General features: G+C 40.5%; 30 protein-coding genes. 22 read left to right on the top strand and 8 right to left on the bottom strand.

Annotation, left to right across the window (positions count from 1 at the left end):
* The first annotated feature begins 56 nt into the window (after nucleotides 1–56).
* From JG479_RS15295 to JG479_RS15280, 4 genes are all read left to right on the top strand, one after another.
* Nucleotides 57–938 (top strand): ABC transporter ATP-binding protein, encoded by an 882-nt coding sequence (locus JG479_RS15295; RefSeq protein ID WP_002959519.1) that lies wholly within the window; start codon nucleotides 57–59, stop codon nucleotides 936–938.
* A gap of 9 nt (nucleotides 939–947) precedes the next feature.
* Nucleotides 948–4526 (top strand): ABC transporter permease/M1 family aminopeptidase, encoded by a 3579-nt coding sequence (locus JG479_RS15290; protein ID WP_200219606.1) that lies wholly within the window; start codon nucleotides 948–950, stop codon nucleotides 4524–4526.
* A gap of 183 nt (nucleotides 4527–4709) precedes the next feature.
* Complete coding sequence (locus JG479_RS15285) at nucleotides 4710–5021, top strand: Bor family protein (protein ID WP_002959514.1); 312 nt, start codon at nucleotides 4710–4712, stop codon at nucleotides 5019–5021.
* Entirely contained in the window at nucleotides 5018–5347 is a 330-nt protein-coding gene (locus JG479_RS15280) for a Bor/Iss family lipoprotein (RefSeq protein WP_200219605.1), read from the top strand. The genes JG479_RS15285 and JG479_RS15280 overlap by 4 nt, the downstream gene beginning before the upstream one ends.
* A 13-nt stretch (nucleotides 5348–5360) precedes the next feature.
* Here JG479_RS15280 and JG479_RS15275 read toward each other — a convergent pair whose 3' ends face one another.
* From JG479_RS15275 to JG479_RS15240, 8 genes are all read right to left on the bottom strand, one after another.
* A complete protein-coding gene (locus JG479_RS15275; RefSeq protein ID WP_200219604.1) occupies nucleotides 5361–6599 on the bottom strand; it encodes an ABC transporter permease in 1239 nt (412 codons plus the stop codon).
* Nucleotides 6592–7299 carry an ABC transporter ATP-binding protein gene (locus JG479_RS15270; protein ID WP_200219603.1) on the bottom strand — a complete coding sequence of 236 codons (708 nt, stop codon included), beginning with the start codon at nucleotides 7297–7299 and terminating at the stop codon, nucleotides 6592–6594. Before JG479_RS15270 ends, JG479_RS15275 begins: the two co-directional genes overlap by 8 nt.
* Nucleotides 7299–8465 carry an efflux RND transporter periplasmic adaptor subunit gene (locus JG479_RS15265; protein ID WP_138489763.1) on the bottom strand — a complete coding sequence of 389 codons (1167 nt, stop codon included), beginning with the start codon at nucleotides 8463–8465 and terminating at the stop codon, nucleotides 7299–7301. The genes JG479_RS15270 and JG479_RS15265 overlap by 1 nt, the downstream gene beginning before the upstream one ends.
* Before the next feature lie 55 nt (nucleotides 8466–8520).
* Nucleotides 8521–9234 carry a YIP1 family protein gene (locus JG479_RS15260; protein WP_138489762.1) on the bottom strand — a complete coding sequence of 238 codons (714 nt, stop codon included), beginning with the start codon at nucleotides 9232–9234 and terminating at the stop codon, nucleotides 8521–8523.
* 192 nt (nucleotides 9235–9426) lie between these two features.
* A complete protein-coding gene (locus JG479_RS15255; RefSeq protein ID WP_024591363.1) occupies nucleotides 9427–10113 on the bottom strand; it encodes a TorF family putative porin in 687 nt (228 codons plus the stop codon).
* Nucleotides 10114–10390: 277 nt separating this feature from the next.
* Nucleotides 10391–11554, bottom strand: a complete 1164-nt coding sequence (locus JG479_RS15250; protein ID WP_200219602.1) for a hypothetical protein — start codon at nucleotides 11552–11554, stop codon at nucleotides 10391–10393.
* 155 nt (nucleotides 11555–11709) lie between these two features.
* On the bottom strand, nucleotides 11710–11910 hold the full coding sequence (locus JG479_RS15245) for a helix-turn-helix transcriptional regulator (protein WP_002959505.1): 201 nt from the start codon (nucleotides 11908–11910) through the stop codon (nucleotides 11710–11712).
* 8 nt (nucleotides 11911–11918) lie between these two features.
* Nucleotides 11919–12338: a hypothetical protein gene (locus tag JG479_RS15240; protein ID WP_002959502.1), complete on the bottom strand. Its 420-nt coding sequence runs from the start codon at nucleotides 12336–12338 to the stop codon at nucleotides 11919–11921.
* A 232-nt stretch (nucleotides 12339–12570) separates the two neighbouring features.
* Here JG479_RS15240 and JG479_RS15235 point away from each other — a divergent pair, with 232 nt between their 5' ends.
* From JG479_RS15235 to rplQ, 18 genes are all read left to right on the top strand, one after another.
* The gene (locus JG479_RS15235; RefSeq protein WP_200219601.1) at nucleotides 12571–14541 is read left to right on the top strand and encodes an AsmA family protein; all 1971 of its coding nucleotides are present in this window, start codon (nucleotides 12571–12573) and stop codon (nucleotides 14539–14541) included.
* A 272-nt stretch (nucleotides 14542–14813) separates the two neighbouring features.
* Complete coding sequence (rplN, locus tag JG479_RS15230) at nucleotides 14814–15182, top strand: 50S ribosomal protein L14 (protein WP_002959498.1); 369 nt, start codon at nucleotides 14814–14816, stop codon at nucleotides 15180–15182.
* 10 nt (nucleotides 15183–15192) lie between these two features.
* Nucleotides 15193–15507, top strand: coding sequence for a 50S ribosomal protein L24 (gene rplX / locus JG479_RS15225; RefSeq protein WP_002959496.1), 315 nt, complete (start codon nucleotides 15193–15195; stop codon nucleotides 15505–15507).
* Nucleotides 15508–15523: 16 nt separating this feature from the next.
* The gene (gene rplE / locus JG479_RS15220; RefSeq protein WP_010554915.1) at nucleotides 15524–16063 is read left to right on the top strand and encodes a 50S ribosomal protein L5; all 540 of its coding nucleotides are present in this window, start codon (nucleotides 15524–15526) and stop codon (nucleotides 16061–16063) included.
* A gap of 10 nt (nucleotides 16064–16073) precedes the next feature.
* Nucleotides 16074–16379, top strand: a complete 306-nt coding sequence (gene rpsN, locus JG479_RS15215) for a 30S ribosomal protein S14 (protein WP_006794245.1) — start codon at nucleotides 16074–16076, stop codon at nucleotides 16377–16379.
* Nucleotides 16380–16400: 21 nt separating this feature from the next.
* Nucleotides 16401–16793, top strand: coding sequence for a 30S ribosomal protein S8 (gene rpsH / locus JG479_RS15210; protein WP_002959491.1), 393 nt, complete (start codon nucleotides 16401–16403; stop codon nucleotides 16791–16793).
* A gap of 13 nt (nucleotides 16794–16806) precedes the next feature.
* A complete protein-coding gene (rplF, locus tag JG479_RS15205) occupies nucleotides 16807–17340 on the top strand; it encodes a 50S ribosomal protein L6 (RefSeq protein ID WP_002959488.1) in 534 nt (177 codons plus the stop codon).
* Between the two features lie 9 nt (nucleotides 17341–17349).
* On the top strand, nucleotides 17350–17700 hold the full coding sequence (gene rplR, locus JG479_RS15200; RefSeq protein WP_002959486.1) for a 50S ribosomal protein L18: 351 nt from the start codon (nucleotides 17350–17352) through the stop codon (nucleotides 17698–17700).
* Nucleotides 17701–17709: 9 nt separating this feature from the next.
* Nucleotides 17710–18216 carry a 30S ribosomal protein S5 gene (gene rpsE / locus JG479_RS15195; RefSeq protein ID WP_002959485.1) on the top strand — a complete coding sequence of 169 codons (507 nt, stop codon included), beginning with the start codon at nucleotides 17710–17712 and terminating at the stop codon, nucleotides 18214–18216.
* Between the two features lie 2 nt (nucleotides 18217–18218).
* Nucleotides 18219–18401, top strand: a complete 183-nt coding sequence (gene rpmD, locus JG479_RS15190) for a 50S ribosomal protein L30 (protein ID WP_002959482.1) — start codon at nucleotides 18219–18221, stop codon at nucleotides 18399–18401.
* A gap of 4 nt (nucleotides 18402–18405) precedes the next feature.
* Nucleotides 18406–18840 (top strand): 50S ribosomal protein L15, encoded by a 435-nt coding sequence (gene rplO, locus JG479_RS15185; RefSeq protein ID WP_002959480.1) that lies wholly within the window; start codon nucleotides 18406–18408, stop codon nucleotides 18838–18840.
* Nucleotides 18841–18850: 10 nt separating this feature from the next.
* Nucleotides 18851–20179 carry a preprotein translocase subunit SecY gene (gene secY / locus JG479_RS15180; RefSeq protein WP_002959478.1) on the top strand — a complete coding sequence of 443 codons (1329 nt, stop codon included), beginning with the start codon at nucleotides 18851–18853 and terminating at the stop codon, nucleotides 20177–20179.
* A gap of 22 nt (nucleotides 20180–20201) precedes the next feature.
* On the top strand, nucleotides 20202–20315 hold the full coding sequence (gene rpmJ, locus JG479_RS15175) for a 50S ribosomal protein L36 (protein ID WP_002959476.1): 114 nt from the start codon (nucleotides 20202–20204) through the stop codon (nucleotides 20313–20315).
* Nucleotides 20316–20440: 125 nt separating this feature from the next.
* Complete coding sequence (gene rpsM / locus JG479_RS15170) at nucleotides 20441–20797, top strand: 30S ribosomal protein S13 (RefSeq protein WP_002959473.1); 357 nt, start codon at nucleotides 20441–20443, stop codon at nucleotides 20795–20797.
* Nucleotides 20798–20809: 12 nt separating this feature from the next.
* Nucleotides 20810–21196: a 30S ribosomal protein S11 gene (gene rpsK, locus JG479_RS15165; RefSeq protein WP_002959471.1), complete on the top strand. Its 387-nt coding sequence runs from the start codon at nucleotides 20810–20812 to the stop codon at nucleotides 21194–21196.
* 21 nt (nucleotides 21197–21217) lie between these two features.
* Nucleotides 21218–21838 carry a 30S ribosomal protein S4 gene (rpsD, locus tag JG479_RS15160; RefSeq protein WP_002959461.1) on the top strand — a complete coding sequence of 207 codons (621 nt, stop codon included), beginning with the start codon at nucleotides 21218–21220 and terminating at the stop codon, nucleotides 21836–21838.
* 24 nt (nucleotides 21839–21862) lie between these two features.
* Entirely contained in the window at nucleotides 21863–22849 is a 987-nt protein-coding gene (locus JG479_RS15155) for a DNA-directed RNA polymerase subunit alpha (RefSeq protein WP_002959452.1), read from the top strand.
* A gap of 39 nt (nucleotides 22850–22888) precedes the next feature.
* Entirely contained in the window at nucleotides 22889–23290 is a 402-nt protein-coding gene (rplQ, locus tag JG479_RS15150; RefSeq protein ID WP_002959450.1) for a 50S ribosomal protein L17, read from the top strand.
* Nucleotides 23291–23506: the final 216 nt, after the last annotated feature.

Below are 23506 nucleotides of genomic sequence, written 5' to 3'. Positions count from 1 at the left end.
TTTCCTTGTGGTATAAAACATTATAAAAATAATTACTCATATTCAAGGAAGTAAAAATGCTATCAATAACAGGGTTATCTAAAACCTACGATAATGGCGTACATGCACTACAAGGTGTTGATTTATCTATCGGCAAAGGGATGTTTGGATTACTTGGGCCAAATGGCGCAGGTAAATCATCGCTAATGCGTACCATTGCAACACTGCAGTCGGCTGATTCAGGTTCAATTACTTTTGATGGTATTGATGTTTTTAAAGACCCACAGGCACTGCGCCAACGCTTAGGTTACTTACCACAAGATTTTGGTGTGTACCCGCGTGTTAGTGCTTACGACTTACTGGACCATATGGCTGTTTTAAAGGGCATTCATAATAAAGCAGAGCGTAAAGAGTCGGTTGAAGGCTTGCTTGCACATACTAATTTGTATCAACATCGCTCCAAAGCCGTGAGCGGTTTTTCGGGCGGTATGCGCCAGCGTTTTGGTATTGCACAAGCCTTACTAGGTGACCCTGATTTACTCATTGTTGATGAACCAACAGCAGGGTTAGATCCTGAAGAGCGAAATCGTTTTCATAACTTGCTAGTAAGCTTAGGCGAGCAAAAAGTCGTTATATTATCGACCCACATTGTTGAAGATGTGGCAGAGCTTTGCCCAAACATGGCCGTACTGGCAGGCGGAAAAATACTATTAGAGGGCAACCCCATTGCCCTTACCGATAAACTCCAAGGCCAAATTTGGCGCAAAGCCATGAGCCAAGAAGAAGCGCTAGAGCTTGAACCGCAGCTGCCTGTTATTTCAAAACGCTTATTTGCTGGGCAAACCATATTACATGTATTAGCCAATGAAGCCCCTGAAGGTTTTGAGCTCAGCAGTGCAAACCTAGAAGATGTGTATTTTTCTACGTTGCTTAATCATCGTAACAGCCAAGTAGCATAAGGGGGCGCTATGTTTTTTAATATGCTCGCGTTTGAGCTGCGCTATTTTATGCGTCAGCCTTCGTTTTATGTGACCTCATTAATATTCTTTTTTATGGCGTTTTTTATAAGCTCCAGTAGTAAGTTTCCGTTAGGTGGGGCGAATGTTCATATGAACTCGCCTTTCTCTATTATGCTTTTAACCGTTACATTTTGTACGTTTGCGATGTTTTTAGTGGTTAACTTTGTTGCCAGCTCTGCTATTCGCAACAGTGAAAGCAAAATGGATGAGCTGGTTTTTAGTAAGCCTGTTAATCCTGTGCCTTATCAAGCAGGGCGTTTTTTTGGTTCTTATTTAGTTGTACTTATTGTGTTTTTAAGCGTGCCATTGGGTGTGTTTTTAGGGTCGCAATTTGGTTTATTAGTTGGCTGGCTCGATGGCGAATTGATTGGTCCTAATAAGCTAATGTACTACGCTGCGCCTTATCTTTATTTAGCAGTGCCAAGTTTACTGGTGCTTTCGGCTATTTTTAATAGTGTAGCGGTCTATTTTAAAACCATGATGTCGGTGTATGTAGCAGCTGTTGTGATTTTTATAGCCTATCAAATTGCCGGCGTTTACTTTGATGATTTAGCATTTAGAAATATTGTTGTTTACGCCGACCCATTTGGCTCTGGTTCGTTAATTGATTTAACACGTTATTGGACTGTAAATGATAAAAACACAGAAGTGCTAACGCTCACAGGTGACCTTTTAGTTAACCGTATATTGTGGGTGGCAATCAGTGTTGCAATGTTTTTTGGCCTTGGAAAGCTAAGCAATCGCATAGTAACTAAAAAACAGAAGAAGCAATTTAAAGTCTCTGCTTTTGTACAAAATAAACAAGCTGCACTTATCAATAGTGCTAAAAATTATAAATCAGCGGGGGTTAGTACTAAATCTCAGCTAATAATGCGCAGTATATTCGAACTTAAACAAGTTATATTTAGTGCTCCTTTTATGATTTTAGCGGGTGTAAGCATTGTAACGCTTATGATCCCTCTTTTTGCGCCTATCGGTGCTTATGGCACTACTAACTGGCCTTTAACTCAGAATATGGTAAATGTTATTAGTGGTATTTCTGGTTTATTTTTGTTTGTTATTATCGCTTTTTATAGTGCTGAGCTTGTGTGGCGAGAGCGACAAAGTGGCATGGGCGATATTGTTGACAGCTTTCCTGTACATAACAGTGTTTTTTGGGTGTCAAAAATACTGGCTTTAATCGCCGCTATTTCTGGGTTGTTCCTCGTGGGAATGATACTCACAATTACAGTTCAGTTATTTAAAGGTCAATTTAATTTAGAGTTAGGACAGTATTTATTTAGGATTGTTTATTTATCGATTTTACCGTTAATTATGCTGACGGTACTCGCCTTCTTTTTACAAATTATTAGCCCGAATAAATATGTAGGAATGGGCTTGTTTATTTTGTATTACATAGTGCAAACAGTAATGGGTTCTTATGGGTTTGAGCACCATATGTATCACTTTTCGCAAAGCAGTAGCGTACCGTATTCTGATATAAATGGTTATGGGCACTTTTTACAAGGCGCGCATTGGTACACATTATATTGGGGTGCGTTAAGTCTTGTTTTAGCGATTGTTGGGTTTGCGTTATGGCATCGTGGTCCTTCACAAACGCTGCGCACACGCCTGTCTATGCTTCGTTATAATATGTCGTTAAAAGGGCAAGCGGTTGCGGTTATTAGTGCATTAGTGTTTGTTGGTGCAGGCTACAATATTTATAACAACACAAGAGTTTTGAACGAGTTTACTACGAGCGATGAGTTTCAAGACAAGCAAATAAGTTATGAGCAGCAGTTTGCACAATACAAAGACTTAGCACTACCTATGGTGACCGATGTTGACTTAACTGTTGATGTTTATCCAAAAAAGCGTGCTTTAAGTGCTGTGGCAAAAATTAAATTTACCAATACATCTAAAGAGCCAATTACGCGAGTTTTGATTACCTCACCTCAACACGCTAAAAGTTGGGATGTAGCCATGGCTGGCGGAAAGATAGTTGAAAAATTACCAGCGTTTTATTCAGCATGGTTTGAGTTTGAGCAGCCGCTTATGCCAAACGAAGTAAGAGAAGGGCAACTGTCGGTTACTCGTGATCATACAGCCTTTACCGATAAAGACTCTGATACACAATTAGTTGCCAATGGCACTTTTATTAATAATTGGGAACTCCTTCCTAGCTTTGGTTATAACCGTGGTTTACAGGTAGCTGATAAATTTGAACGTCGTAAGCATGATTTACCAGAACTTGAACGTGCCCATAAGCTAGAGGACAGTCAGTACTATACACAAAGTGATTTAGGTGCAGCTAATGGGTTTATTAACTTTAAGGCGACGGTAACGACCGACGAGTCGCAATTTGCTATTACCCCAGGGTATTTACAAAGTGAAAGTGTAAAAGAGGGGCGCCGTACCTTTGTTTATGAAATGGATGCGCCCATTTTAAACTTTTACGCGGTGCTTTCGGCAGAACTTGAAAGTAAAAAGGTTGAGCATAATGGGGTAAATGTTGAGGTGTACTACCACAAAGATCATGCATGGAATGTTGACCGTATGATTGAGTCGGTACAAGACTCTATAGATTACTTTACACAAGCATTTGGGCCGTATCAGCATAAACAACTACGTATTATTGAATTTCCTAAGTATCGCTCGTTTGCACAAAGTTTTGCCAACACAGTGCCATACTCCGAAAGCATGGGGTTTATTACAGACTTAAGAGATGAGAGTAAAGTTGACTACCCTTACTATGTTACCGCACATGAAGTAGCGCACCAATGGTGGGGGCATCAAGTATCGGCGGCTAATGTAGAGGGGAGCGCGGTTATTTCTGAAACGCTTTCACAGTACAGTGCGCTTATGGTGCTTGAGAAACGCTTTGGCGCAGAGAAGCTACGTAAGTTTTTAAAATATGAGCTTGATAGGTACTTAATAGGGCGTACAGGGGAAGCCTTTGAAGAAATGCCACTATATAAAACACAGTCGCAACAATATCTTCATTACAATAAAGGATCAGTTGTGATGATGGCGATTTATGATCGTTTAGGTGAAAAACGTTTAAATAATGCACTCAAAGCATTTTTAAATGAATTTCAGTACCAGTCAACGCCATACCCAACTACGCTCGATTTACTTAGCTATTTAAAGCGAGATGCAACACAAGCTGAACAACGTTTTATTGACGATCAGTTTAAATATATCACTTTGTATGAGCTTGAGATGAAAGACGTTTCAGTTACAGATAGCGTTGATAGAGAAGGATTTTATACTGTAACACTTAGCGTAGAAGCCGTTAAACAGCGTGCGGATGGCCAAGGTGAAGAAACTGAACAGCCGCTCGATGAGCTAGTTGATATTGCATTGTTTAGCGACGACCCTGAAAACTTACTAGCTGAAGACTTTGTTATTTACTCGAAAAAGCATCAAATAGTGTCTGGTACCAATACTATTGAGCTAAAAGTAAAAGAAAAACCATTATTTGCGGGGGTAGATCCTTACATTAAGCTGGTCGACAAAGACAGTAAAAATAATTTAGCTAAATTCTAACGTCTATTTATTTACTAACCACTTAAGTTTACTACTTTAAGGGCCGCATTTATGCGGCCTTTATGTGTAATAAACTGTATAAAACTTCATAGCGTTTCTACATATTCCCCACAGCTTTTTACGCTAATATTTTATGTTCTCTTATAAAGTTACCTTACTGGTATTTAGTTTATAAGGAGGAGTATGAAACCATTAATTATAGGGGCGATAGCATTAAGCCTCAGTGCTTGTTCTGCGGTAACCATTCAGCCACAGGCAACAGCAAAAATAACGAGCCAAGCTAATTACGAAGATAGCCGCCCATTTTATTTATGGGGATTAGTGGGTGAGCAGCGGGTAGACGTAAAACAAATATGTTCAAATACACCGGTTATTCAAATGCAGTCACAACAAACGTTTAGTGATGGAGCGCTGAGCTTAATTACGCTTGGGATATACTCGCCCCATACCATTAAAGTGTGGTGCCAAGAGCAAGTACTAGGGGAGACATTATGAGCATCAAGCTATTTGCAGCCGGTTGCACGCTGATTATTTTAACGGGGTGTACAAATATTTACTTTGATAACGGTATGCAGAGCAAAGTAAGCAATAAAGCGCTAAAAAGCTCACAGTGGCATCATAATTTTGCACTTGCGTTGTACGAGGGATCAGAGCCGTTAGATTTAGCAAAACAGTGCCCACAAGGGGAGTGGCAAAGCGTTCATACGTATAAATCGTTTACTAATGGTTTAGCTGAGGTGGTTGTGAATCAAATCGGCCCAGCTTGGTACCCTAAAACAGTAGAAGTACAATGTAATAAGGTACCATTTAAAGCTAAATAATTATTTAAAATAGTTATTCGTAACGCAGTGCATCTATAGGGTTTAGTCTTGCTGCTTTAATAGCAGGGGCTAAACCAAATATAATCCCAATCATTGATGTAAATCCGAACGATAGTATTACAGCCCATACTGGTATATATGCATCAGGCATACTTGGGACTAAAAACGAAATAAGCCCTGCAGCGCCATATCCTATAATGAGTCCTATTAAGCCACCAAAAAGTGAAAGCACAACGGCTTCAACTAAAAACTGCAGCATAATAAAACCAGGTGTTGCGCCTAGTGCTTTTAATGTACCAATAACGCGTGTGCGTTCAGTGACCGACACTAGCATTATATTCATAACACCAATACCGCCAACAAGTAAGCTTATTCCTACAATACCAGCAGTAATAGCAGTAGCACTGCTGGTAAATTTATCTATTTGAGCACGAGATTTTTCAGCGGTTTCAAATTCAAAGTCGTTTTCATCTTTCTCTTTTAGTTTATGTAGTTGGCGCAATACACGAGTGATTTTTGCAAGCACTTGTTCTTCGTTAGTACCTTCATTTAACCTAAACATAATTTGCACATTAGTTTGTGTACTTCCGCCTTCTAAAGCACTCATGGTACTAATTGGAATATTAATGTAATCGTCTTGGTCAAAACCAAATAAGTTACCTTGTTTTTCAGCAACGCCAATAATTCTAAACCATTCACCACCTAGCTTTATATATTCACCTACTGGGTTTTCAGGAAGGTTTAGCTTTTCTATGATTGAAGGGCCGATAAATGCGACCCTTCTTCGTTTATCATCGTCCTCAGCACGAATAAAACGACCAAGTTCAGGATAAGTACGATACGCTTTTTGATAGTCTTGCTCGGTACCGATAACACGCGATGAATGGCTTTTATTTCCATACTCAGCTCCCCCCGAAAAGCGCCAGGTAAACATTAGGGCAGTTAGCGTTTTAGCTTCTTTTATACGCGACTTTAAAGCTAAAAAATCGTCGTAGGTAAGCTTGGCATTTTTACCAACCATTTCGAGTTCAATACTGGTGTAAGGCTTTATTGTTGTTACATCTGGCGACATATCAGCAAGTTGATCGTTTATTTGCTTTGTAAAACCTTGCATTACTGCAACGACAGTAACTACGGCGGCAACACCAATAATAATGCCCAAACAGGTCAGTGCGCTGCGCATTGCATTAGCTTTAATAGCTGAAAAAGCGGCCTTAGTGCCTTCCATTATGGCAAGAGCTGATTTAAACATGCTGCTTGATTCCTTCATCTTTAGTTACATCACTTACCACTTGACCGTCCACTAAACGAATCACGCGTTGGCAATGATCGGCAATTTCTTGCTCATGTGTTACTAAAATAATAGTGTGACCTTCGTTATGCAGCTCATCAAACAAATCCATAATTTCGCGGGTCGTTTTACTATCAAGATTACCTGTGGGTTCATCTCCTAATAATATATGTGGTTTTGTGACTAAAGCGCGGGCAATAGCAACACGTTGACGTTGCCCGCCCGATAGCTGGCTAGATAAATGATTAACTTTATCACCGAGACCTACCCGCTTTAGTGCTTCTAGAGCTTGTTGCTTGCGTTGTTTACTAGGAATAAAGCGATATACTAAAGGCTGCATTACATTTTCTAGTGCGGTTGCACGTGGTATTAAGTTAAAGCTTTGAAATATAAACCCGACACTTTCATTACGCTGATGAGCAAGTTCTGTCTCGGTCATACTTTTTACTAGTTTATCTTTTAAGTAGTATTCGCCACTGCTGGGTGTATCTAAACAGCCTAATAAGTTCATTAAGGTCGACTTGCCTGAACCAGAAGGTCCTATAATCGCCACGTATTCGTTTTGCATTATATGTACGTTTACATCATCAAGTGCCTTAAATACCTCTGAGCCCATTTTGTATTGTTTATTAATATGCTCTAGCTTGATTACCGCAGACATTAGGCTTCTTCCTTGTCTGCATCTGATTTAAGTTTTACCACATCACCTTCAGTCAGAAGACTTACTGGGCGCGCAGGGCCAATAACTATTTTGTCGCCCTCATTTAAGCCGTCAGTAATTGCTTGCTCTATATCAGATGATATTCCAACAGTTACGGCAATTTTGCTAACGGTGTTATCACTATTTAGTCGCCATACAAATGTTTTATCGTCTTCTTTTTGGATTGCTTCTATTGGAAGTTTTAAACCGTTTTCGGCAATGCTTGTTGCGATCTCTGCTCTACAGCTCATTCCTGCATATAGCTGGCGCTCAGTAGTATCGAGTAATACTTTTACTTTAAACGATAAACCTTGAGAGCCGGCTTGGTTTTTAGCTGAAGTACCAATATTGATTACTGTGCCGCTAAATGGTTTATTAGGGTATGCGGCCGCATAAATATTCGCTTTTTGGTTAAGCTTAATGCTCGCAATGTCGGTTTCATCCACACGTAGCTCGGCTAAGATAGCGCTAGGATCGGCTACTAGCATTAAATCAGAGCCAATAATATTAGTAGTACCGGCTATAACGGTTTCACCTTCTTTAATATTTACAGATGCAAGCAAGCCGCTCATTGGAGCTCTAAATACACTTTTACTTAAGCGATCTTGCGCAATTTGTAGTGACGCTTGTGCTTGGTTGTACGACTCTATTCGTGATTCAATATCGATTTTAGCTAGATCGCGTGCGCTTTCAATATTCTCGTAGCTCTCTTGATTACCTAAACCGACATCATATAAGTCTTTTTGTCTTTTAAGTTGGCGCTCTAGGTTAGCAAGGCGTGTTTTATTGTGTTTAATTTCAATTTCTGTGGCGCGAAGGATTGCTTTACTACGGGTGACTTCTGATTCAAAAGCAGTTGTATCAAGGCGCATTAACATATCGCCTTGTTTAACTCCTTGGCCTTCTTGAACAAATATTTTATCTACTCGGCCTGTCACTTCAGAGCGTAATTGCACTTGTGTATTAAAAACTAAATTACCTGAAGCCATTATTGAGTCAGCAATGTCGCCAAGCTCTACTTGAGCAATATTTACTTCGGCTTGTTTTTTATCGCCAGAAATTTGCTTTGACACAATTAGGGCTATAAATGCGCCTACAGCGAGTGTGATGATTATTGCTTTTTTCATTTTATCTATCCGTGAATTAAGTAATGTGGAGCTAGTATCTACCTCCACTTAAGAGTTAACTTGCTGCAATGATTGCCCAAATACCAAAAATAATAATTGAAGGAAGTGCAGAGAATAGGAGTGCTTTGTTAGTTGAAAAATTAGTCCAGCATTTTAAGCCGATCATTCCCAGCGCAATGCTCCAAAAGCTAAATAAGTTTATTGATTCTAATAAGCTATAAAAAGGATGGCCAACTTCAAGTCCTATTATTAATTGGTTAATAGATGCGTAGCTAAATACGGCTTGTTGAGATATTTGATCTGTACTTGCACTTAGTACAAGAGCAATTGTGCCTAGGCTTGAAATAACAACTGGCATTATTGTCCAGGTAGCGAATCCATACCAAGCTCCGTAGCTATGTTCTGATTCAGGATCTTGTTTTGCCACAAGCATATAATAAAGTGCCATTAATGCATTCATGATAGCCAGCGCAATTACGCCGCCAAACAAACCAAACCATATTTGGCCTTCTGCATTTTGCTCTATACTTTGGCGAATCATTTTTTGCTCGCCAATCGTCGCATCAATAGTTGATGCTGCTACTTGCTCATTAATCAAAAACTGCATATCAACAGTGGAATAAAAAATATAAATACTCGCCATTGAAACTAAAGACATGACTATAAAAGCAAGCCATGACCAACCTTTGGCGTGTTCAACACCATTGAAAGCTTTACTAGGACTTATATAAATATCGAGTAGGGCGCTAAACGCGTTAGGTGATTTCATTATTATTCCTTTATACCTATTTTATGGCTAGGCAGTTATAAATGCCCAGTGACTAGGTAATAGAATAAAGGAAAATGTATGTATTGTTTTCATTCAATTGTAACGGTTTGTTAACAGATGTAAGGGGTCTTGTTCAAAAACAAGAAAAGGGCCAAAAGGCCCTTCGTGTCGCAGCAAGTAACACATTCTTTCTTATAAATTAAAGTCTACAGAATAAGCAACGTAAGCTTTAATATCTGAGTCATCCATATCTGTATCAGATAAACCAAAAGTGAACCCATCTTTCGAAATTGATACACCATAATCTAAGATATTATCATCGCCAATAAAGTCACCAGAGTAGTGGCCTAAGTGAAGTGCCATTTCAGTGCCGTTACTGCCAACAGCAAAACCGTAGTCAGCTGTCAGGTAAAGTGAATCACCAAAGTCTGTACCATCACCACTTGCAGCTGATGTTGCAAGTACTGAAGCACCAAATGTAAAGCCTTCAACACTGATGCTACCGTAAATTTCAGAGAAATCTGCGTCAGCTTCAGAAGCGGCATCTGGGTAAGCGTAATAAATATAGCCAACATCGTAGCTAACGCTTTCGTTAATGTCGCCACCAAAGCCTGCATATAAATCAAGCTCATAGGTCATTTCATCTGCCCACGATGCATTTGAAGCCCAAGTACCTGCATAAAAGCCCGATTCATTGGCGTAATCAATACCGCCTGAAATAGCTGCATCGCCCCCAGTTTGCTCTTGACCACGCCATAAGTAGTTTGATGTTGCCGCTGCGTTTGCTGTTACTTCAGCATGTACGGCTGTTGACGTTAAAGATGTTGCGCCCATTAATGCTATAGCACTTATAGCGATGGTTTTTTTTAGTTTTAGCATGTCCATTTCCCGTTATATGATTTTTTGCTCGCCAAGGTTTTTATTATGTATTCGGAACCTTTAGGCTGACGGCTTTTTATTGTTTAACTAACGGGATAATTGCACTGTATGTGCCAGCTTCATTATTTTTTATTAAAAATTATTTTTATACATTAAAAACATGGGCTTGTATTTTATAGATTGAGAAGAGATATGGCATGTAGGAAGATGTTGCGCACACTGCTGGTGCATAAATTAACCTAGCCGCACCATATAAGTACGGCTAAATTAGAAGTTTTTAGCCAAATATAGTGCGCATAAGGCTAATTGTTTCGTTTACACTACGACCTTTTTGAACTTCACTCACAATTGAATCGCGCTTACTGCGAATGTGCTCAGGAATATCGTCAGCAGCAAGTGCGCGGTCTACTAAAATTTCTGCAGACTCTTTACCTCTACGCTGAGTTTTACCTGTCGTAGTTGTAGTTCGTTTAGGCTTACTTAACAGTTTGATGTAGTTAGAGTTATCTGGTGTTTTAGCATCAGCATAGTGAAAGAAACATGGGATTAGTGCTTTAATAGCAACTAATTGTTCTTCTAACTCATTACTAGGTTTAGCCATTTTGTACCATGACATAGCTTGAATACCTTTTACAATATCTTGCCAGTAACGCTCAAAATCACTATTTTTAAGTTTAGAAACACCAAGGGCACCGCATAATGCATCTAACCGATTGTTTGTGATCGGAGTAAATATATCAGGGCGACGCATTGCAAGCAGTCGTGTTGCAGGCGCAAGTGTTGGTTTTTCATTATTGTCGGTGAATATTTTTGAATAAGCAGCAACAAATTGTTGATATTCGTATTGAGTAATGTCACCTTCAAGTGGAATATTTACTAGTGCATCGTCAAAGGCACCTGGTAAATCGCCAAGCATTTGATGAAAGCTCTTCGCACTTTTTGTTGATGCAAACCATTCAACGTCAAAGTTGTATGTGCTTGGATCAAGTGATGCCATGTGCTTACCGCTAAACGCAAGTAAGTCTTCAGGAATCATATCTTTGAGAGATTGTTTACGAATGCTCTTAATGTAGTCTACTAAGCGAAGCTGTTCATCAAGAGCAATAACGTCTTTGTGTTGTTCTACAAATACACTTACAACAGGCCACGGAGCAATACGTAAAGTTTTAACCTGTAAAAAGCTGATAGCTGAAATAAGCTGATCGTGTAGCTTCTTAAGTACTGGTAATTGCTGCGGCTCTAGTAAATCGTAGTTCATACGATCTCTGCTTGCACTTAGCAATTCGTAACACCAAGGTAAAAAATCATCAGGGTGGTTTTCTACTTTCACGGCCATAAGGTTAAGGCTTAATTCTGAAGATTGCTTCAGAATGTTCTGATAGATTTGATTTTCTTGTTCGCCTAGCGTCATTTTTGACGGTGAAATTAGCAGTTTTTTCATGCCTTGTAGAATCTCCGGTTTAGATATATATTTTTTTGCTGGTCTATTTTAGCGCAATTACGCTAATAACAACAGCGCTGTCCTCCATACGTTGTAATTGAAGTAGCTAAATCGGCGTTTTTGCTAATAGAATGAGACCAACGTTTTAACATGTATCAATCATTTTTATCTAGTACAAAGAGACTTTCAACTGAGGTATTAAAATGCTTTGCTATTTTTAGAGCAATTATTACCGAAGGGGTAAATCGTGCCGTTTCTACTGTACTAATAGTCTTACGTGAAACCGCAATTAGATCAGCCAAGTCTTGTTGAGAAAGGCCTGCTTCTTTGCGGTATTTTGCAATTTTATTTTGCACTTTTGCTCCTAATCTTTGCTTTGCCAAAGAATTGATACGCCGTATATTAAACTCATTACAGCAAGGTAAAATGTAGCCATCATGCTGTGAGATACTTCTAAAGCAAGAGTATCGGAGAGTAAGTACACGCCACCCATACTAAAAAGTAAGCCAAGCACGACATGTTTATAGGCAATAGTGTCGATGGTATTTAAATACTCATCTTTATATGTAAGGTGGTATTTCATTCTCCATGTAAACCCGCCTCTGATCACAAACATAAAGAATGAACCTAAAAAAGCAGCAGTTCCTAAAAACAATAGTGGGGCTGATGTTTGATTAAGCATTGGGTAAACACTAATGATTAATAAAGTGACCCCCATGAATAATGAAAACCATGCATTTTGGCCCATAAATTTTTCTTCACTTTTAATATCGTAATTAGACATAGCTCATTTCCTTTTAAAATTTTTACAATATGTAACCTGTAGGTATCAATGTAATCTTAAGGTTTCATTGGGTCAATACTTATTTGTAACCTAAAGGTATCAAAATGTTTCAGGGGCGATTCAGGATAAGAATGTAATATCTAATAAAAAGCTTTTTTATCAGAACGACAATGATTTTAAGGCTAACACTCGCTATGATAAGAACATTATTTGCACGTTTTAAAGGACGATCATGAAAACCTTACTTAAAATTGTAGGTGTAATACTTTTACTATGTATAGCACTAATTGTTGCCGCACCGTTTCTAATCCCTACAGATACTATTTTTAACAAAGTTTCAGAACAGGTAGAACAAACAACTGGGCGCACTCTTACTATTAAAGGTGATAAAACACTTAGCGTATTCCCTGCATTAAAATTAGAACTTAACGACGTGCATTTTGCAAATATGGAATCAGGTTCGCGCGCCGATATGGCGAGTATGAAACAGCTTGCTGTACACATACCTTGGTTTTCATTATTTGGTGGTGAGTTTAAATTAGATAAGTTTGTTATAAACGAACCAAATATCCTATTAGAAACCGACAAAAATGGTAAAGCCAATTGGCAGTTGTTTGATGCAGTTGCAGAGCAACCAAAAGAGCAGAGCCAACCAGGTGAAGCGATAAAGCTTCCAGATAACTTTGATATTGAGTTAGGTGAGGTTGCTATTTATGGCGGCACATTTACTTATCTAGATGGTCAAACAGGTGCCAAACAACAAATTAGCGATTTAGAACTCGCTATTTTACTTCCTTCACTTCGTAAAACATTAGAAGTAAAAGGGGGTATTACTTATATGCAAGAGCGTTTTGATCTTGATATAAAATTAGATACTCCTGCTAAAGCAATTGAAGGTGCTACTTTTAATGTTAAACAAACCTTAGATTCTCGTTTAGTTGATTTAACGTTCGAAGGGAGCATAGCTAAGCAAGGCCAAGATATTAAAGGTCAGTTAGCACTAAGCGGTGAGTCTGTTAAAAGTATTGCGAAATGGCAAGGTGTAGAGCTAGACGCTAAAGACAATGCATTTAACGGATTTAGTGTAAACGGTAAAATGCACCTACTAGGTGAGAAATTTAATTTAGAAGATTTAGTTGCGACGTTAGACGCATTAGAAATAAAAGGTAAGAGCGAGCTTAACCTAGGTAAGCGTTTAGCAGTAAATGCAGATATTGATTTAGGTATGCTTGACTTAAACCCGTACCTACCTGAAGCAGTGGCAAAACAAGAAGAGCCAGAAGAACAAGAAGATAAACCTGCAGAGCCAATAGTATGGGATGACACTAAGATTGATTTAAGTGCATTAAATTCACTAGATGCAAATGTAGTGATTCGTTCAAGTGGATTAAAAGCAAATGATATTAAATTAGGCGCAAATCAATTTACTGTTGCTTTAAAAAATAGCGTTGCAAAACTAAGCCTAGATAGCTTTTCTGCTTATGAAGGGTCAGGTAAAGGCGTTATCAATGTAAACGCACAGCAAGTACCTTATAAAATATCAACTAACTTTGACTTAGCTGGAATAGATGCACAGCCTTTATTAACGGATGCGGCAGGTTTTGACAAGCTAATGGGTAAGGGGTCTTTAAATTGGAACCTAAACACAACTGGCCAAAGTCAAAAGTCGTTTATTGGTGCGCTTAATGGAAAGCTTGGATTTGATTTTGCTGATGGAGCTGTAAAAGGTGCAAATATAGCTGAGATGGTTCGTAAAGGTAAGGAACTCATTTCAGGTAACTTTGGTGCTGCATCTGAAGGGCTTGATACCGGATTTGAAGAATCTGAGCAAACAGATTTTTCAGCATTAACTGGAAGTTTTAACTTTACTAATGGCGTTGGCAAAAATACCGACCTATCACTTATCAGCCCACTTATTAGAATATCAGGTGAAGGCGACGTTGATTTACCGCAAACAACGGTCAACTATCGTTTGGTTACAGGTATAGTTGGATCTATCGAAGGTCAGGGAACTACCGATGACAGCACTGGCTTTAAAATACCACTACGTATAAAAGGGCCTTTCCACGATGTAGGTATAAAGCTAGATGTTGGTGATGCGCTCAAAGATGAAGCTAAGCAGAAGGTCGATGAGGCAAAAGAAAAAGCCAAAGACAAAGCAAAAGATAAAATTAAAGATAAATTAAAAGGTTTATTTGGTTAATTTATTACACTTTAAACAAACAAGGCACATTACAGGTGCCTTGTTTGTTTTGTAACCACCTGTAAAATAGCTACATAGCCGTAATTACTCAGCTTTAATTTCCCATCACTCCAAATTAATTAAAAAATAACCTATCGCTACCCCCTCAATGCTGGTACAATTGCCCGCCCTTAAGAGACAACTCGTTTGTTTTTGAGTGGGATTTAATCGAAATGTCTTGATTTTAAACAAATTTAAGACACGTTGTAATTACTACACCGGAGGTCATTAACATGATCCAAATGCAAACTCAGCTGGAAGTTGCTGATAACAGCGGCGCTCGCAAAGTGCAGTGTATAAAAGTCCTTGGTGGTTCTCACCGTCGCTACGCAGCGATTGGCGACATCATTAAAGTTTCTGTAAAAGAAGCTATTCCTCGCGGTAAAGTGAAGAAAGGTGATGTTAAAAACGCGGTAGTTGTGCGTACCAGAAAAGGTGTTCGCCGTCCAGATGGTTCTCTGATCCGTTTTGACAGCAACGCTGCTGTTATCTTAAATGATAACTTACAGCCAATTGGTACACGTATTTTCGGCCCTGTGACTCGCGAACTTCGTAATGATAAGTTCATGAAAATCGTTTCACTAGCCCCAGAAGTACTGTAAGGAGCCAATCATGGCAGCAAAAATACGTCGTGATGACGAAGTAATCGTACTAGCAGGTAAAGACAAAGGTAAGCGCGGAAAAGTGCTTTCAGTTGTTACTGAATCTGGTCGAATCTTTGTCGAAGGCATAAACTTGATCAAGAAACACCAAAAGCCGGTTCCACAATTGAACCAAGCTGGCGGCATTGTTGAGAAAGAAGCATCTATGGATGCATCAAACGTTGCGATCTTCAACTCGGAAACGAGTAAAGCTGATCGTGTAGGTTTCAAGATTGAAGATGGTAAGAAATTACGTATCTTTAAATCTACTGGTAAAACTATCTAATAGTTGGAGTAGAATGATGGCGAAACTGCATGAAGTATATAAAGACAAAGTAGTTGCTGAACTTCAAGAGAAGTTTGGTTTCAGCTCTGTCATGCAAGTCCCTCAGATCGAAAAGATCACATTGAATATGGGCGTGGGCGAAGCCCTAGCTGACAAGAAGATTTTAGATAACGCAGTAGCGGATCTAGCAGCAATCTCTGGTCAGAAACCTTTAATCACTAAAGCACGCAAATCTGTTGCTGGCTTTAAAGTGCGTGAAGGCTACCCGATTGGTTGTAAAGTAACCCTACGCGGCGAGCGTATGTGGGACTTTTTTGAGCGTTTGGTATCAATCGCTATCCCACGTATTCGTGACTTCCGTGGCGTAAGTGCAAAGTCTTTTGATGGACGTGGCAACTACAGCATGGGCGTACGTGAACAAATCATCTTCCCAGAAATCGATTACGATAAAGTAGACCGTGTACGCGGTATGGATATTACTATCACTACTTCTGCGAAATCTGATGAGGAAGGCCGTGCGTTGTTAGAAGCGTTTAACTTCCCATTTAAGAAATAAGGGTAGGGTTATGGCAAAGAATTCTATGAAAGCGCGCGAAGCAAAGCGCACAAAACTAGTTGCTCAGTACGCTGAAAAGCGCGCTGCACTAAAAGCTATCATCAGTGATGTTAACACATCTGAAGATGATCGTTGGGACGCGGTACTTAAGCTACAAGCTTTACCACGTGATTCTAGCCCTGCACGTCAACGTAATCGTTGTAACATTACGGGCCGCCCACATGGTTTCCTTCGCAAATTCGGCATGAGCCGTATTAAAGTTCGCGAAGCAGCTATGCGCGGTGAAATTCCTGGCCTTAAAAAGGCTAGCTGGTAATAGAATCATGGGAGTAAGACTATGAGCTTGCAAGATCCTATCGCGGATTTGTTCACACGAATTCGTAACGGTCAATCAGCGAAGAAAGTATCTGTAACGATGCCAACTTCAAAGCTGAAAGTAGCATTAGCTAAAGTACTAAAAGACGAAGGTTATATCGTAGATTTCGCTGTTAACGGCGAAACTAAACCTGAGCTTTCTATCGAGTTGAAGTACTTCGAAGGCAAAGCTGTAATTGAAAATATCCAGCGTGTAAGTCGCCCTGGTTTACGTATCTATAAGAAACGTGACCAATTACCTAAGGTAATGGGTGGTCTTGGTATCGCTATCGTATCAACTTCTAAAGGCCTAATGACAGACCGCGCAGCACGTAGTGCTGGTGTTGGTGGTGAAATCATTGGTTTTGTAGCTTAATCGGAGGGGAACTATGTCTCGCATAGCAAAGGCACCAATTACTGTTCCTGCCGGTGTAGAAGTTACATTAAAAGGCCAGGAAATCACAGTTAAAGGCAAAAACGGTGAACTTACTCGTACAATCAACAACGCTGTTGAAGTACAAGTAAATGACAACGTTATTACTACTTTACCTCGTGATGGCGTAGCTAATGCATGGGCTCAAGCAGGTACTGCTCGCGCTCTAATCAACAACATGGTTGTTGGTACGCATGAAGGTTACGAGAAGAAACTTCAGTTAGTAGGCGTGGGTTACCGTGCTGCAGCGAAGGGTAAAACATTAGATTTAACTCTTGGCTTCTCACACCCAGTTAATTTCGCAGTTCCTGAAGGAATTACGATTGAAACTCCAAGCCAAACAGAAGTTCTAGTTAAGGGCGTAGACAAGCAGTTAGTTGGTCAAACAGCTGCTAACATTCGTGCATACCGTAAACCTGAGCCTTATAAAGGTAAGGGTGTTCGTTATTCAGATGAGAATGTACGCCGTAAAGAGGCTAAGAAGAAGTAAGGTAAGACGATGGATAAAAAAACAGCTCGTCTACGTCGTGCTAAACGCACTCGTAGAAATTATATTGAACAAGGCACAACGCGTCTTGTTATCCACCGCACGCCACGTCACATATACGCTCAAGTTGTAAATGCTGAGGGTAATGTACTGGCTGCTGCTTCTACTGTTGAAAAGGCTATTAGCGAAACAGTTAAAGGCACCGGTAACGTTGAAGCTGCGCAAGCAGTTGGCAAAGCGGTTGCTGAACGTGCGGCTGACAAAGGCATCGAAAAGATTGCTTTTGATCGCAGTGGCTTTAAATATCACGGCCGTGTGAAGGCGCTAGCTGATGCTGCGCGTGAAGCCGGTTTGCAATTCTAGGAGTAGACTATGGCTAACGTAGAAGCAAAGCAACAACAGCCTGATCTAGCTGAAAAGCTAATCGCGGTGAACCGTGTGTCTAAAGTAGTTAAAGGTGGTCGTATCTTTAGCTTTACTGCACTAACTGTAGTTGGTGACGGCGCAGGTAAAGTAGGTTTTGGTTATGGTAAAGCACGTGAAGTTCCAGCTGCTATTCAAAAAGCAATGGAAAAAGCACGTCGCAACATGATCAATGTAGACCTAAATGGCAATACATTACAGCATCCTGTTAAGGGACGTCATGCTGGCTCACTAGTGTTCATGAAACCAGCCTCTGAAGGTACTGGTATCATCGCAGGTGGTGCTATGCGTGCAGTACTAGAAGTGACTGGTGTTCAGAACGTACTTTCTAAATGTTACGGTTCTACTAACCCAATCAACGTAGTACGTGCAACGATTTCGGCTCTTGAGAATATGAATTCTCCACAGTCAATCGCTGCAAAACGTGGCCTTCGCGTAGACGAAATACTGGGGTAACCATGGCAAATCAAACTGTAAAAGTAACACAAGTAAAAAGCTCTATCGGTCGTTTACCGAAACATAAAGCTACATTACGCGGTCTTGGTTTACGTCGTATCAACCACACTGTTGAGTTAGAAGACACAGCATGTGTACGTGGTATGATAAACAAGGTTTCTTACATGGTTAAGGTAGAGGGTTAATTCGATGCATTTGAATACACTTTCACCTGCTGCAGGTTCAAAAACTGCTCCAAAACGTGTTGGTCGTGGTATCGGTTCTGGTCTAGGTAAGACTGGTGGTCGTGGTCACAAAGGTCAAAAATCACGTTCTGGCGGCAAAGTACGCGTTGGTTTTGAAGGCGGTCAAATGCCTATGCAACGTCGTCTACCTAAATTTGGTTTTACTTCTCGCAAATCTTTAGTATCTGCAGAAATAAACCTTTTTGAAATCGCTAAAGTTGAAGGCGATGTGGTAGACCTAAGCGCGTTACAAGCAGCTGGTCTAGTTAAAAAGAACGTTCTTTTCGTTAAAGTTGTTAAATCTGGCGAAGTTTCACGCGCTGTTACCGTTAAAGGCCTTAAAGCCTCTAAAGGTGCTCGCGAAGCTATTGAAGCTGCCGGAGGCAAGGTAGAAGACTAAGGAAGTACTAATGGCTAAACCAGGTCAAGATACAAAAAGTGCACAAGGTGGACTTTCGGAATTGAAGCGCCGATTACTCTTCGTATTGGGTGCTATCATAATTTACCGTCTAGGTTCATTTGTGCCGATCCCTGGGATTGACGCCGCTGTACTTGCCGATTTCTTCGAGCAACAAAAGGGCACCATTGTTGAAATGTTCAACATGTTCAGTGGTGGTGCACTTGAGCGAGCTTCAGTGTTAGCACTGGGTATTATGCCGTATATCTCGGCTTCGATTATTACGCAACTATTAACGCATATGTATCCTCCGTTTATAGAGCTTAAGAAAGAAGGTGAGCAAGGGCGTAAAAAAATTAGCCAGTACACACGCTATGGCACGCTTGTGCTAGCTACTATTCAATCAATCGGTATTGCTACTAGCTTACCGGGCATGATGGAGGGGTTAGTTGTTAACCCTGGTATGGGTTTCTATTTCACCGCTGTGGTGAGTTTAGTTACTGGTACTATGTTCCTCATGTGGTTGGGTGAACAAATAACAGAGCGTGGTATCGGTAACGGTATCTCTGTTCTAATATTTGTTGGTATTGTAGCTAACTTGCCGTCTGCTATTGGTTCGACAGTCGAAATGGCGCGCCAAGGTGATTTGAATGTTTTTGTACTGTTGATGGTTGCGGTAATCGTATTCGCTGTTACTTATCTTGTAGTGTTTTTCGAACGTGGACAACGTCGTATTGTTGTTAACTACGCTAAACGCCAACAAGGTCGTCAAGTATTTGCTGCCCAAAGCACGCATTTACCACTAAAAGTAAATATGGCGGGTGTTATTCCACCAATCTTCGCTAGCAGTATAATTCTGTTCCCTGGTACAATTGCTAGCTGGTTCGGCCAAGGTGAAGGTCCAGTCGCTGATGTATTACAAGCTGTTGCTACTACGTTGACTCCAGGTCAACCGTTGTACTCGCTTGTTTTAGCTGCGGCTATTATCTTCTTCTGCTTTTTCTACACAGCGTTGGTTTTTAACCCACGTGAGACAGCAGATAACCTTAAGAAATCTGGCGCATTTATCCCAGGTATTCGTCCAGGTGAGCAGACATCTAAATACATTGATAAAGTGATGACACGCCTGACATTGGCAGGTGCTTTGTATATAACCTTTATCTGTCTGGTGCCTGAATTCATGACGATGGCGTGGCAAACGCCATTCTACTTCGGCGGTACATCAGTTTTGATTATCGTTGTAGTAATCATGGACTTTATGGCACAAGTACAGACTCACCTGATGTCTCATCAGTATGATTCTGTGCTGAAAAAAGCGAACCTTAAAGGCTACGGTCGATAAGGTCAGTTTACGGAGTTGAGCAATGAAAGTACGTGCTTCCGTTAAGAAAATATGCCGTAACTGTAAAGTTATTAAACGTGCTGGTGTAGTACGCGTAATTTGCAGTGAGCCTAAGCATAAGCAAAGGCAAGGCTAAGTAAACAGTCGTGCAGGCTGAGTTTTCTCGGCCTGTGTTTTTAGTAGTGATTTGGTCTTCGTTTGAGTATCCTTACGGGCTTTTCAAACTTTTGATTACCAAATTCGAATATAGGAGATGTGTTAGTGGCCCGTATTGCTGGCATTAACGTCCCTGATCATAAACATGCAGTTATTGGTTTAACAGCTATTTATGGCATAGGTAAGACTCGCTCTAAGGCTATCTTAGAAGCGACTGGTATCGCCGAAACCACAAAAATCGGTGAACTTTCAGACGAAATTCTTGACGTACTGCGTGATGCAGTTGGCAAGTACACTGTTGAAGGTGATCTTCGTCGTGAAGTTACTTTAAATATCAAGCGCCTAATGGACCTTGGTTGTTATCGTGGCCTACGTCACCGTCGCTCTTTACCACTACGTGGTCAAAGAACTAAGACTAACGCGCGCACCCGTAAGGGTCCTCGTAAGCCTATTAAGCGATAAGGGGATAGTATTATGGCTAAGACACCAATTCGTCGTAAAAAGGTTAAAAAACAAGTTGCTGATGGTATGGCTCATGTTCATGCGTCTTTCAACAACACTATTGTAACGATTACCGACCGTCAAGGTAATGCACTATCATGGGCTACTGCCGGTGGTTCAGGTTTCCGTGGTTCACGTAAATCTACACCATTTGCTGCTCAAGTTGCTGCAGAGCGTGCAGGTACTGCTGCTCAAGAATACGGTTTAAAAAATCTAGAAGTTTTCATTAAAGGTCCAGGTCCAGGTCGTGAATCTGCTGTACGTGCTTTGAATGCTGCTGGTTACCGTATTACCAACATTACTGACGTGACGCCAATACCACATAATGGTTGTCGTCCACCGAAGAAACGTCGCGTTTAACAATAGGTTAGGAGAAATAACATGGCAAGATATTTGGGCCCTAAGCTCAAGCTGAGTCGTCGTGAAGGTACTGACCTGTTCCTTAAGAGCGGCGTAAGAGCTATCGACTCTAAGTGTAAACTTGAGACTGCACCTGGTCAGCACGGCGCTCGTAAAGGTCGCTTATCTGATTACGGTTTACAATTACGTGAAAAGCAAAAAGTACGTCGTATCTACGGTGTATTAGAAAAGCAATTCCGTAACTACTACAAAGAAGCTGCTCGCCTTAAAGGCAACACAGGTGAAAACTTGTTACAGCTTTTAGAGCAACGTTTAGACAATGTTGTATATCGCATGGGTTTTGCTAGCACACGTGCAGAAGCACGTCAGTTAGTAAGCCATAAAGCGATTTTAGTTAATGGTCGTGTTGTGAACATTCCTTCATACGTAATTACTCCAGAAGATACTGTTGTAATCCGTGAGAAGTCTAAGACGCAAGCACGTATCATCGCTGCTCTAGAGTTGGCTGAGCAACGTGAAAAGCCGACTTGGGTTGAAGTTGACGGTAAGAAATTGGAAGGCAGCTTTAAGCGTCTACCTGAGCGTTCAGACCTGTCTGCGGACATTAATGAACAACTAATCGTCGAACTTTACTCTAAGTAAAGTTAAGAGTTAAGAGAGGATAAAATGCAGGGTTCTGTTACAGAATTTCTAAAACCAAGGTTAGTCGACATCGACGCTATCAACCCAACGCGTTCTAAAATAGTTTTAGAACCATTAGAGCGTGGCTTTGGCCATACTCTGGGTAATGCTTTACGCCGTATATTACTTTCATCTATGCCTGGATGTGCAGTAACTGAAGTTGAAATCGACGGTGTATTACATGAGTACAGCGCGAAAGAAGGCGTTCAAGAAGACATCATTGAAATACTATTAAACCTTAAAGGTTTAGCAGTAACGTTAGAAGGCAAAGATGAAGTTTTTCTGACCCTGACTAAATCTGGTGTAGGCCCTGTTACTGCGGCTGATATTCAGCACGATGGCGATGTAACAATTGCTAATCCAGATCACGTTATTTGTAATTTAACTACAAATAACAGCGAGATCAGCATGCGTATTCGTGTTGAACGTGGTCGTGGTTATGTGCCGGCATCTAGTCGTTTATCCTCTGATGACGATGAGCGTCCAATTGGTAGATTGTTGCTTGATGCATCATTTAGCCCAGTTGAACGTATTGCGTACTCGGTTGAATCAGCTCGAGTTGAGCAACGTACAGATTTAGACAAGTTAATCATTGATATGGAAACAAACGGCACTTTAGATCCAGAAGAAGCGATCCGCCGTGCGTCTACTATCTTAGCTGAGCAATTAGATGCATTCGTAGATTTACGTGATGTAACTGAGCCAGAAGAGAAAGAAGAGAAGCCAGAATTCGATCCTATTCTACTTCGTCCAGTTGATGATCTTGAATTAACAGTACGCTCAGCAAATTGTTTGAAAGCCGAGCAAATTCAATATATCGGTGATTTAGTTCAGCGCACTGAAGTTGAGCTTCTTAAAACGCCTAATTTAGGTAAGAAGTCTCTAACTGAAATTAAAGACGTGCTAGCTTCACGTGGACTTTCTCTAGGCATGCGCCTAGAAAATTGGCCACCTGCAAGCTTAGCTGAATAATCTAAATCACTATATTAGTTTAGTTAGAAGGATAGGGTCATGCGCCATCGTAAGAGTGGTCGTCAATTAAACCGTAACAGTAGCCATCGTAAAGCGATGTTTAGCAATATGGCAGGTTCTTTGGTGAAACATGAAATCATCAAAACTACTTTGCCAAAAGCGAAAGAGTTACGTCGTGTAATTGAACCTTTAATCACACTGGCTAAGACTGACAGTGTAGCAAATCGCCGTTTAGCGTTTGCTCGCACGCGTGATAATGAAGTTGTTGGTAAATTATTCAGTGAAATCGGTCCACGTAACGCGGATCGTCCAGGTGGTTACACTCGTATTCTTAAGTGTGGCTTCCGTACTGGTGATAATGCACCAATGGCTTATATTGAACTAGTTGGTCGCCCAGCGACTAGCGAAGCAGTTCAAGAAGACGCACAGTCTGCAGAGTAAGTCTTAAAGAAACCTAAAAGCCGAGCTTATGCTCGGCTTTTTCTTGCCTAAAATTTGTCAAACTATATGAACCAGTAACTACCTTCTATTATGTGCATCGACTCATAGATTCTGAATCGATAGGTTGTTTTTATAGTTATTTTAATAGCTCTGCCTAGTTACCCTTTACTTACCATCGATCCAAAATAGCCTATCCGGTTTTAGTTAAATAGCATT

Source organism: Pseudoalteromonas sp. LC2018020214, assembly GCF_016598755.1.
GTDB classification, from domain to species: domain Bacteria; phylum Pseudomonadota; class Gammaproteobacteria; order Enterobacterales; family Alteromonadaceae; genus Pseudoalteromonas; species Pseudoalteromonas distincta.
This window is presented reverse-complemented; position numbering and strand designations above follow the sequence as displayed.

Coding starts and splice junctions, on each gene's coding strand:
- JG479_RS15295 (WP_002959519.1), top strand. CDS start 57: ATGCTATCAATAACAGGGTTATCTAAAACCTACGATAATGGCGTACAT.
- JG479_RS15290 (WP_200219606.1), top strand. CDS start 948: ATGTTTTTTAATATGCTCGCGTTTGAGCTGCGCTATTTTATGCGTCAG.
- JG479_RS15285 (WP_002959514.1), top strand. CDS start 4,710: ATGAAACCATTAATTATAGGGGCGATAGCATTAAGCCTCAGTGCTTGT.
- JG479_RS15280 (WP_200219605.1), top strand. CDS start 5,018: ATGAGCATCAAGCTATTTGCAGCCGGTTGCACGCTGATTATTTTAACG.
- JG479_RS15275 (WP_200219604.1), bottom strand. CDS start 6,599: ATGTTTAAATCAGCTCTTGCCATAATGGAAGGCACTAAGGCCGCTTTT.
- JG479_RS15270 (WP_200219603.1), bottom strand. CDS start 7,299: ATGTCTGCGGTAATCAAGCTAGAGCATATTAATAAACAATACAAAATG.
- JG479_RS15265 (WP_138489763.1), bottom strand. CDS start 8,465: ATGAAAAAAGCAATAATCATCACACTCGCTGTAGGCGCATTTATAGCC.
- JG479_RS15260 (WP_138489762.1), bottom strand. CDS start 9,234: ATGAAATCACCTAACGCGTTTAGCGCCCTACTCGATATTTATATAAGT.
- JG479_RS15255 (WP_024591363.1), bottom strand. CDS start 10,113: ATGCTAAAACTAAAAAAAACCATCGCTATAAGTGCTATAGCATTAATG.
- JG479_RS15250 (WP_200219602.1), bottom strand. CDS start 11,554: ATGAAAAAACTGCTAATTTCACCGTCAAAAATGACGCTAGGCGAACAA.
- JG479_RS15240 (WP_002959502.1), bottom strand. CDS start 12,338: ATGTCTAATTACGATATTAAAAGTGAAGAAAAATTTATGGGCCAAAAT.
- JG479_RS15235 (WP_200219601.1), top strand. CDS start 12,571: ATGAAAACCTTACTTAAAATTGTAGGTGTAATACTTTTACTATGTATA.
- rplN (WP_002959498.1), top strand. CDS start 14,814: ATGATCCAAATGCAAACTCAGCTGGAAGTTGCTGATAACAGCGGCGCT.
- rplX (WP_002959496.1), top strand. CDS start 15,193: ATGGCAGCAAAAATACGTCGTGATGACGAAGTAATCGTACTAGCAGGT.
- rplE (WP_010554915.1), top strand. CDS start 15,524: ATGGCGAAACTGCATGAAGTATATAAAGACAAAGTAGTTGCTGAACTT.
- rpsN (WP_006794245.1), top strand. CDS start 16,074: ATGGCAAAGAATTCTATGAAAGCGCGCGAAGCAAAGCGCACAAAACTA.
- rpsH (WP_002959491.1), top strand. CDS start 16,401: ATGAGCTTGCAAGATCCTATCGCGGATTTGTTCACACGAATTCGTAAC.
- rplF (WP_002959488.1), top strand. CDS start 16,807: ATGTCTCGCATAGCAAAGGCACCAATTACTGTTCCTGCCGGTGTAGAA.
- rplR (WP_002959486.1), top strand. CDS start 17,350: ATGGATAAAAAAACAGCTCGTCTACGTCGTGCTAAACGCACTCGTAGA.
- rpsE (WP_002959485.1), top strand. CDS start 17,710: ATGGCTAACGTAGAAGCAAAGCAACAACAGCCTGATCTAGCTGAAAAG.
- rpmD (WP_002959482.1), top strand. CDS start 18,219: ATGGCAAATCAAACTGTAAAAGTAACACAAGTAAAAAGCTCTATCGGT.
- rplO (WP_002959480.1), top strand. CDS start 18,406: ATGCATTTGAATACACTTTCACCTGCTGCAGGTTCAAAAACTGCTCCA.
- secY (WP_002959478.1), top strand. CDS start 18,851: ATGGCTAAACCAGGTCAAGATACAAAAAGTGCACAAGGTGGACTTTCG.
- rpmJ (WP_002959476.1), top strand. CDS start 20,202: ATGAAAGTACGTGCTTCCGTTAAGAAAATATGCCGTAACTGTAAAGTT.
- rpsK (WP_002959471.1), top strand. CDS start 20,810: ATGGCTAAGACACCAATTCGTCGTAAAAAGGTTAAAAAACAAGTTGCT.
- rpsD (WP_002959461.1), top strand. CDS start 21,218: ATGGCAAGATATTTGGGCCCTAAGCTCAAGCTGAGTCGTCGTGAAGGT.
- JG479_RS15155 (WP_002959452.1), top strand. CDS start 21,863: ATGCAGGGTTCTGTTACAGAATTTCTAAAACCAAGGTTAGTCGACATC.
- rplQ (WP_002959450.1), top strand. CDS start 22,889: ATGCGCCATCGTAAGAGTGGTCGTCAATTAAACCGTAACAGTAGCCAT.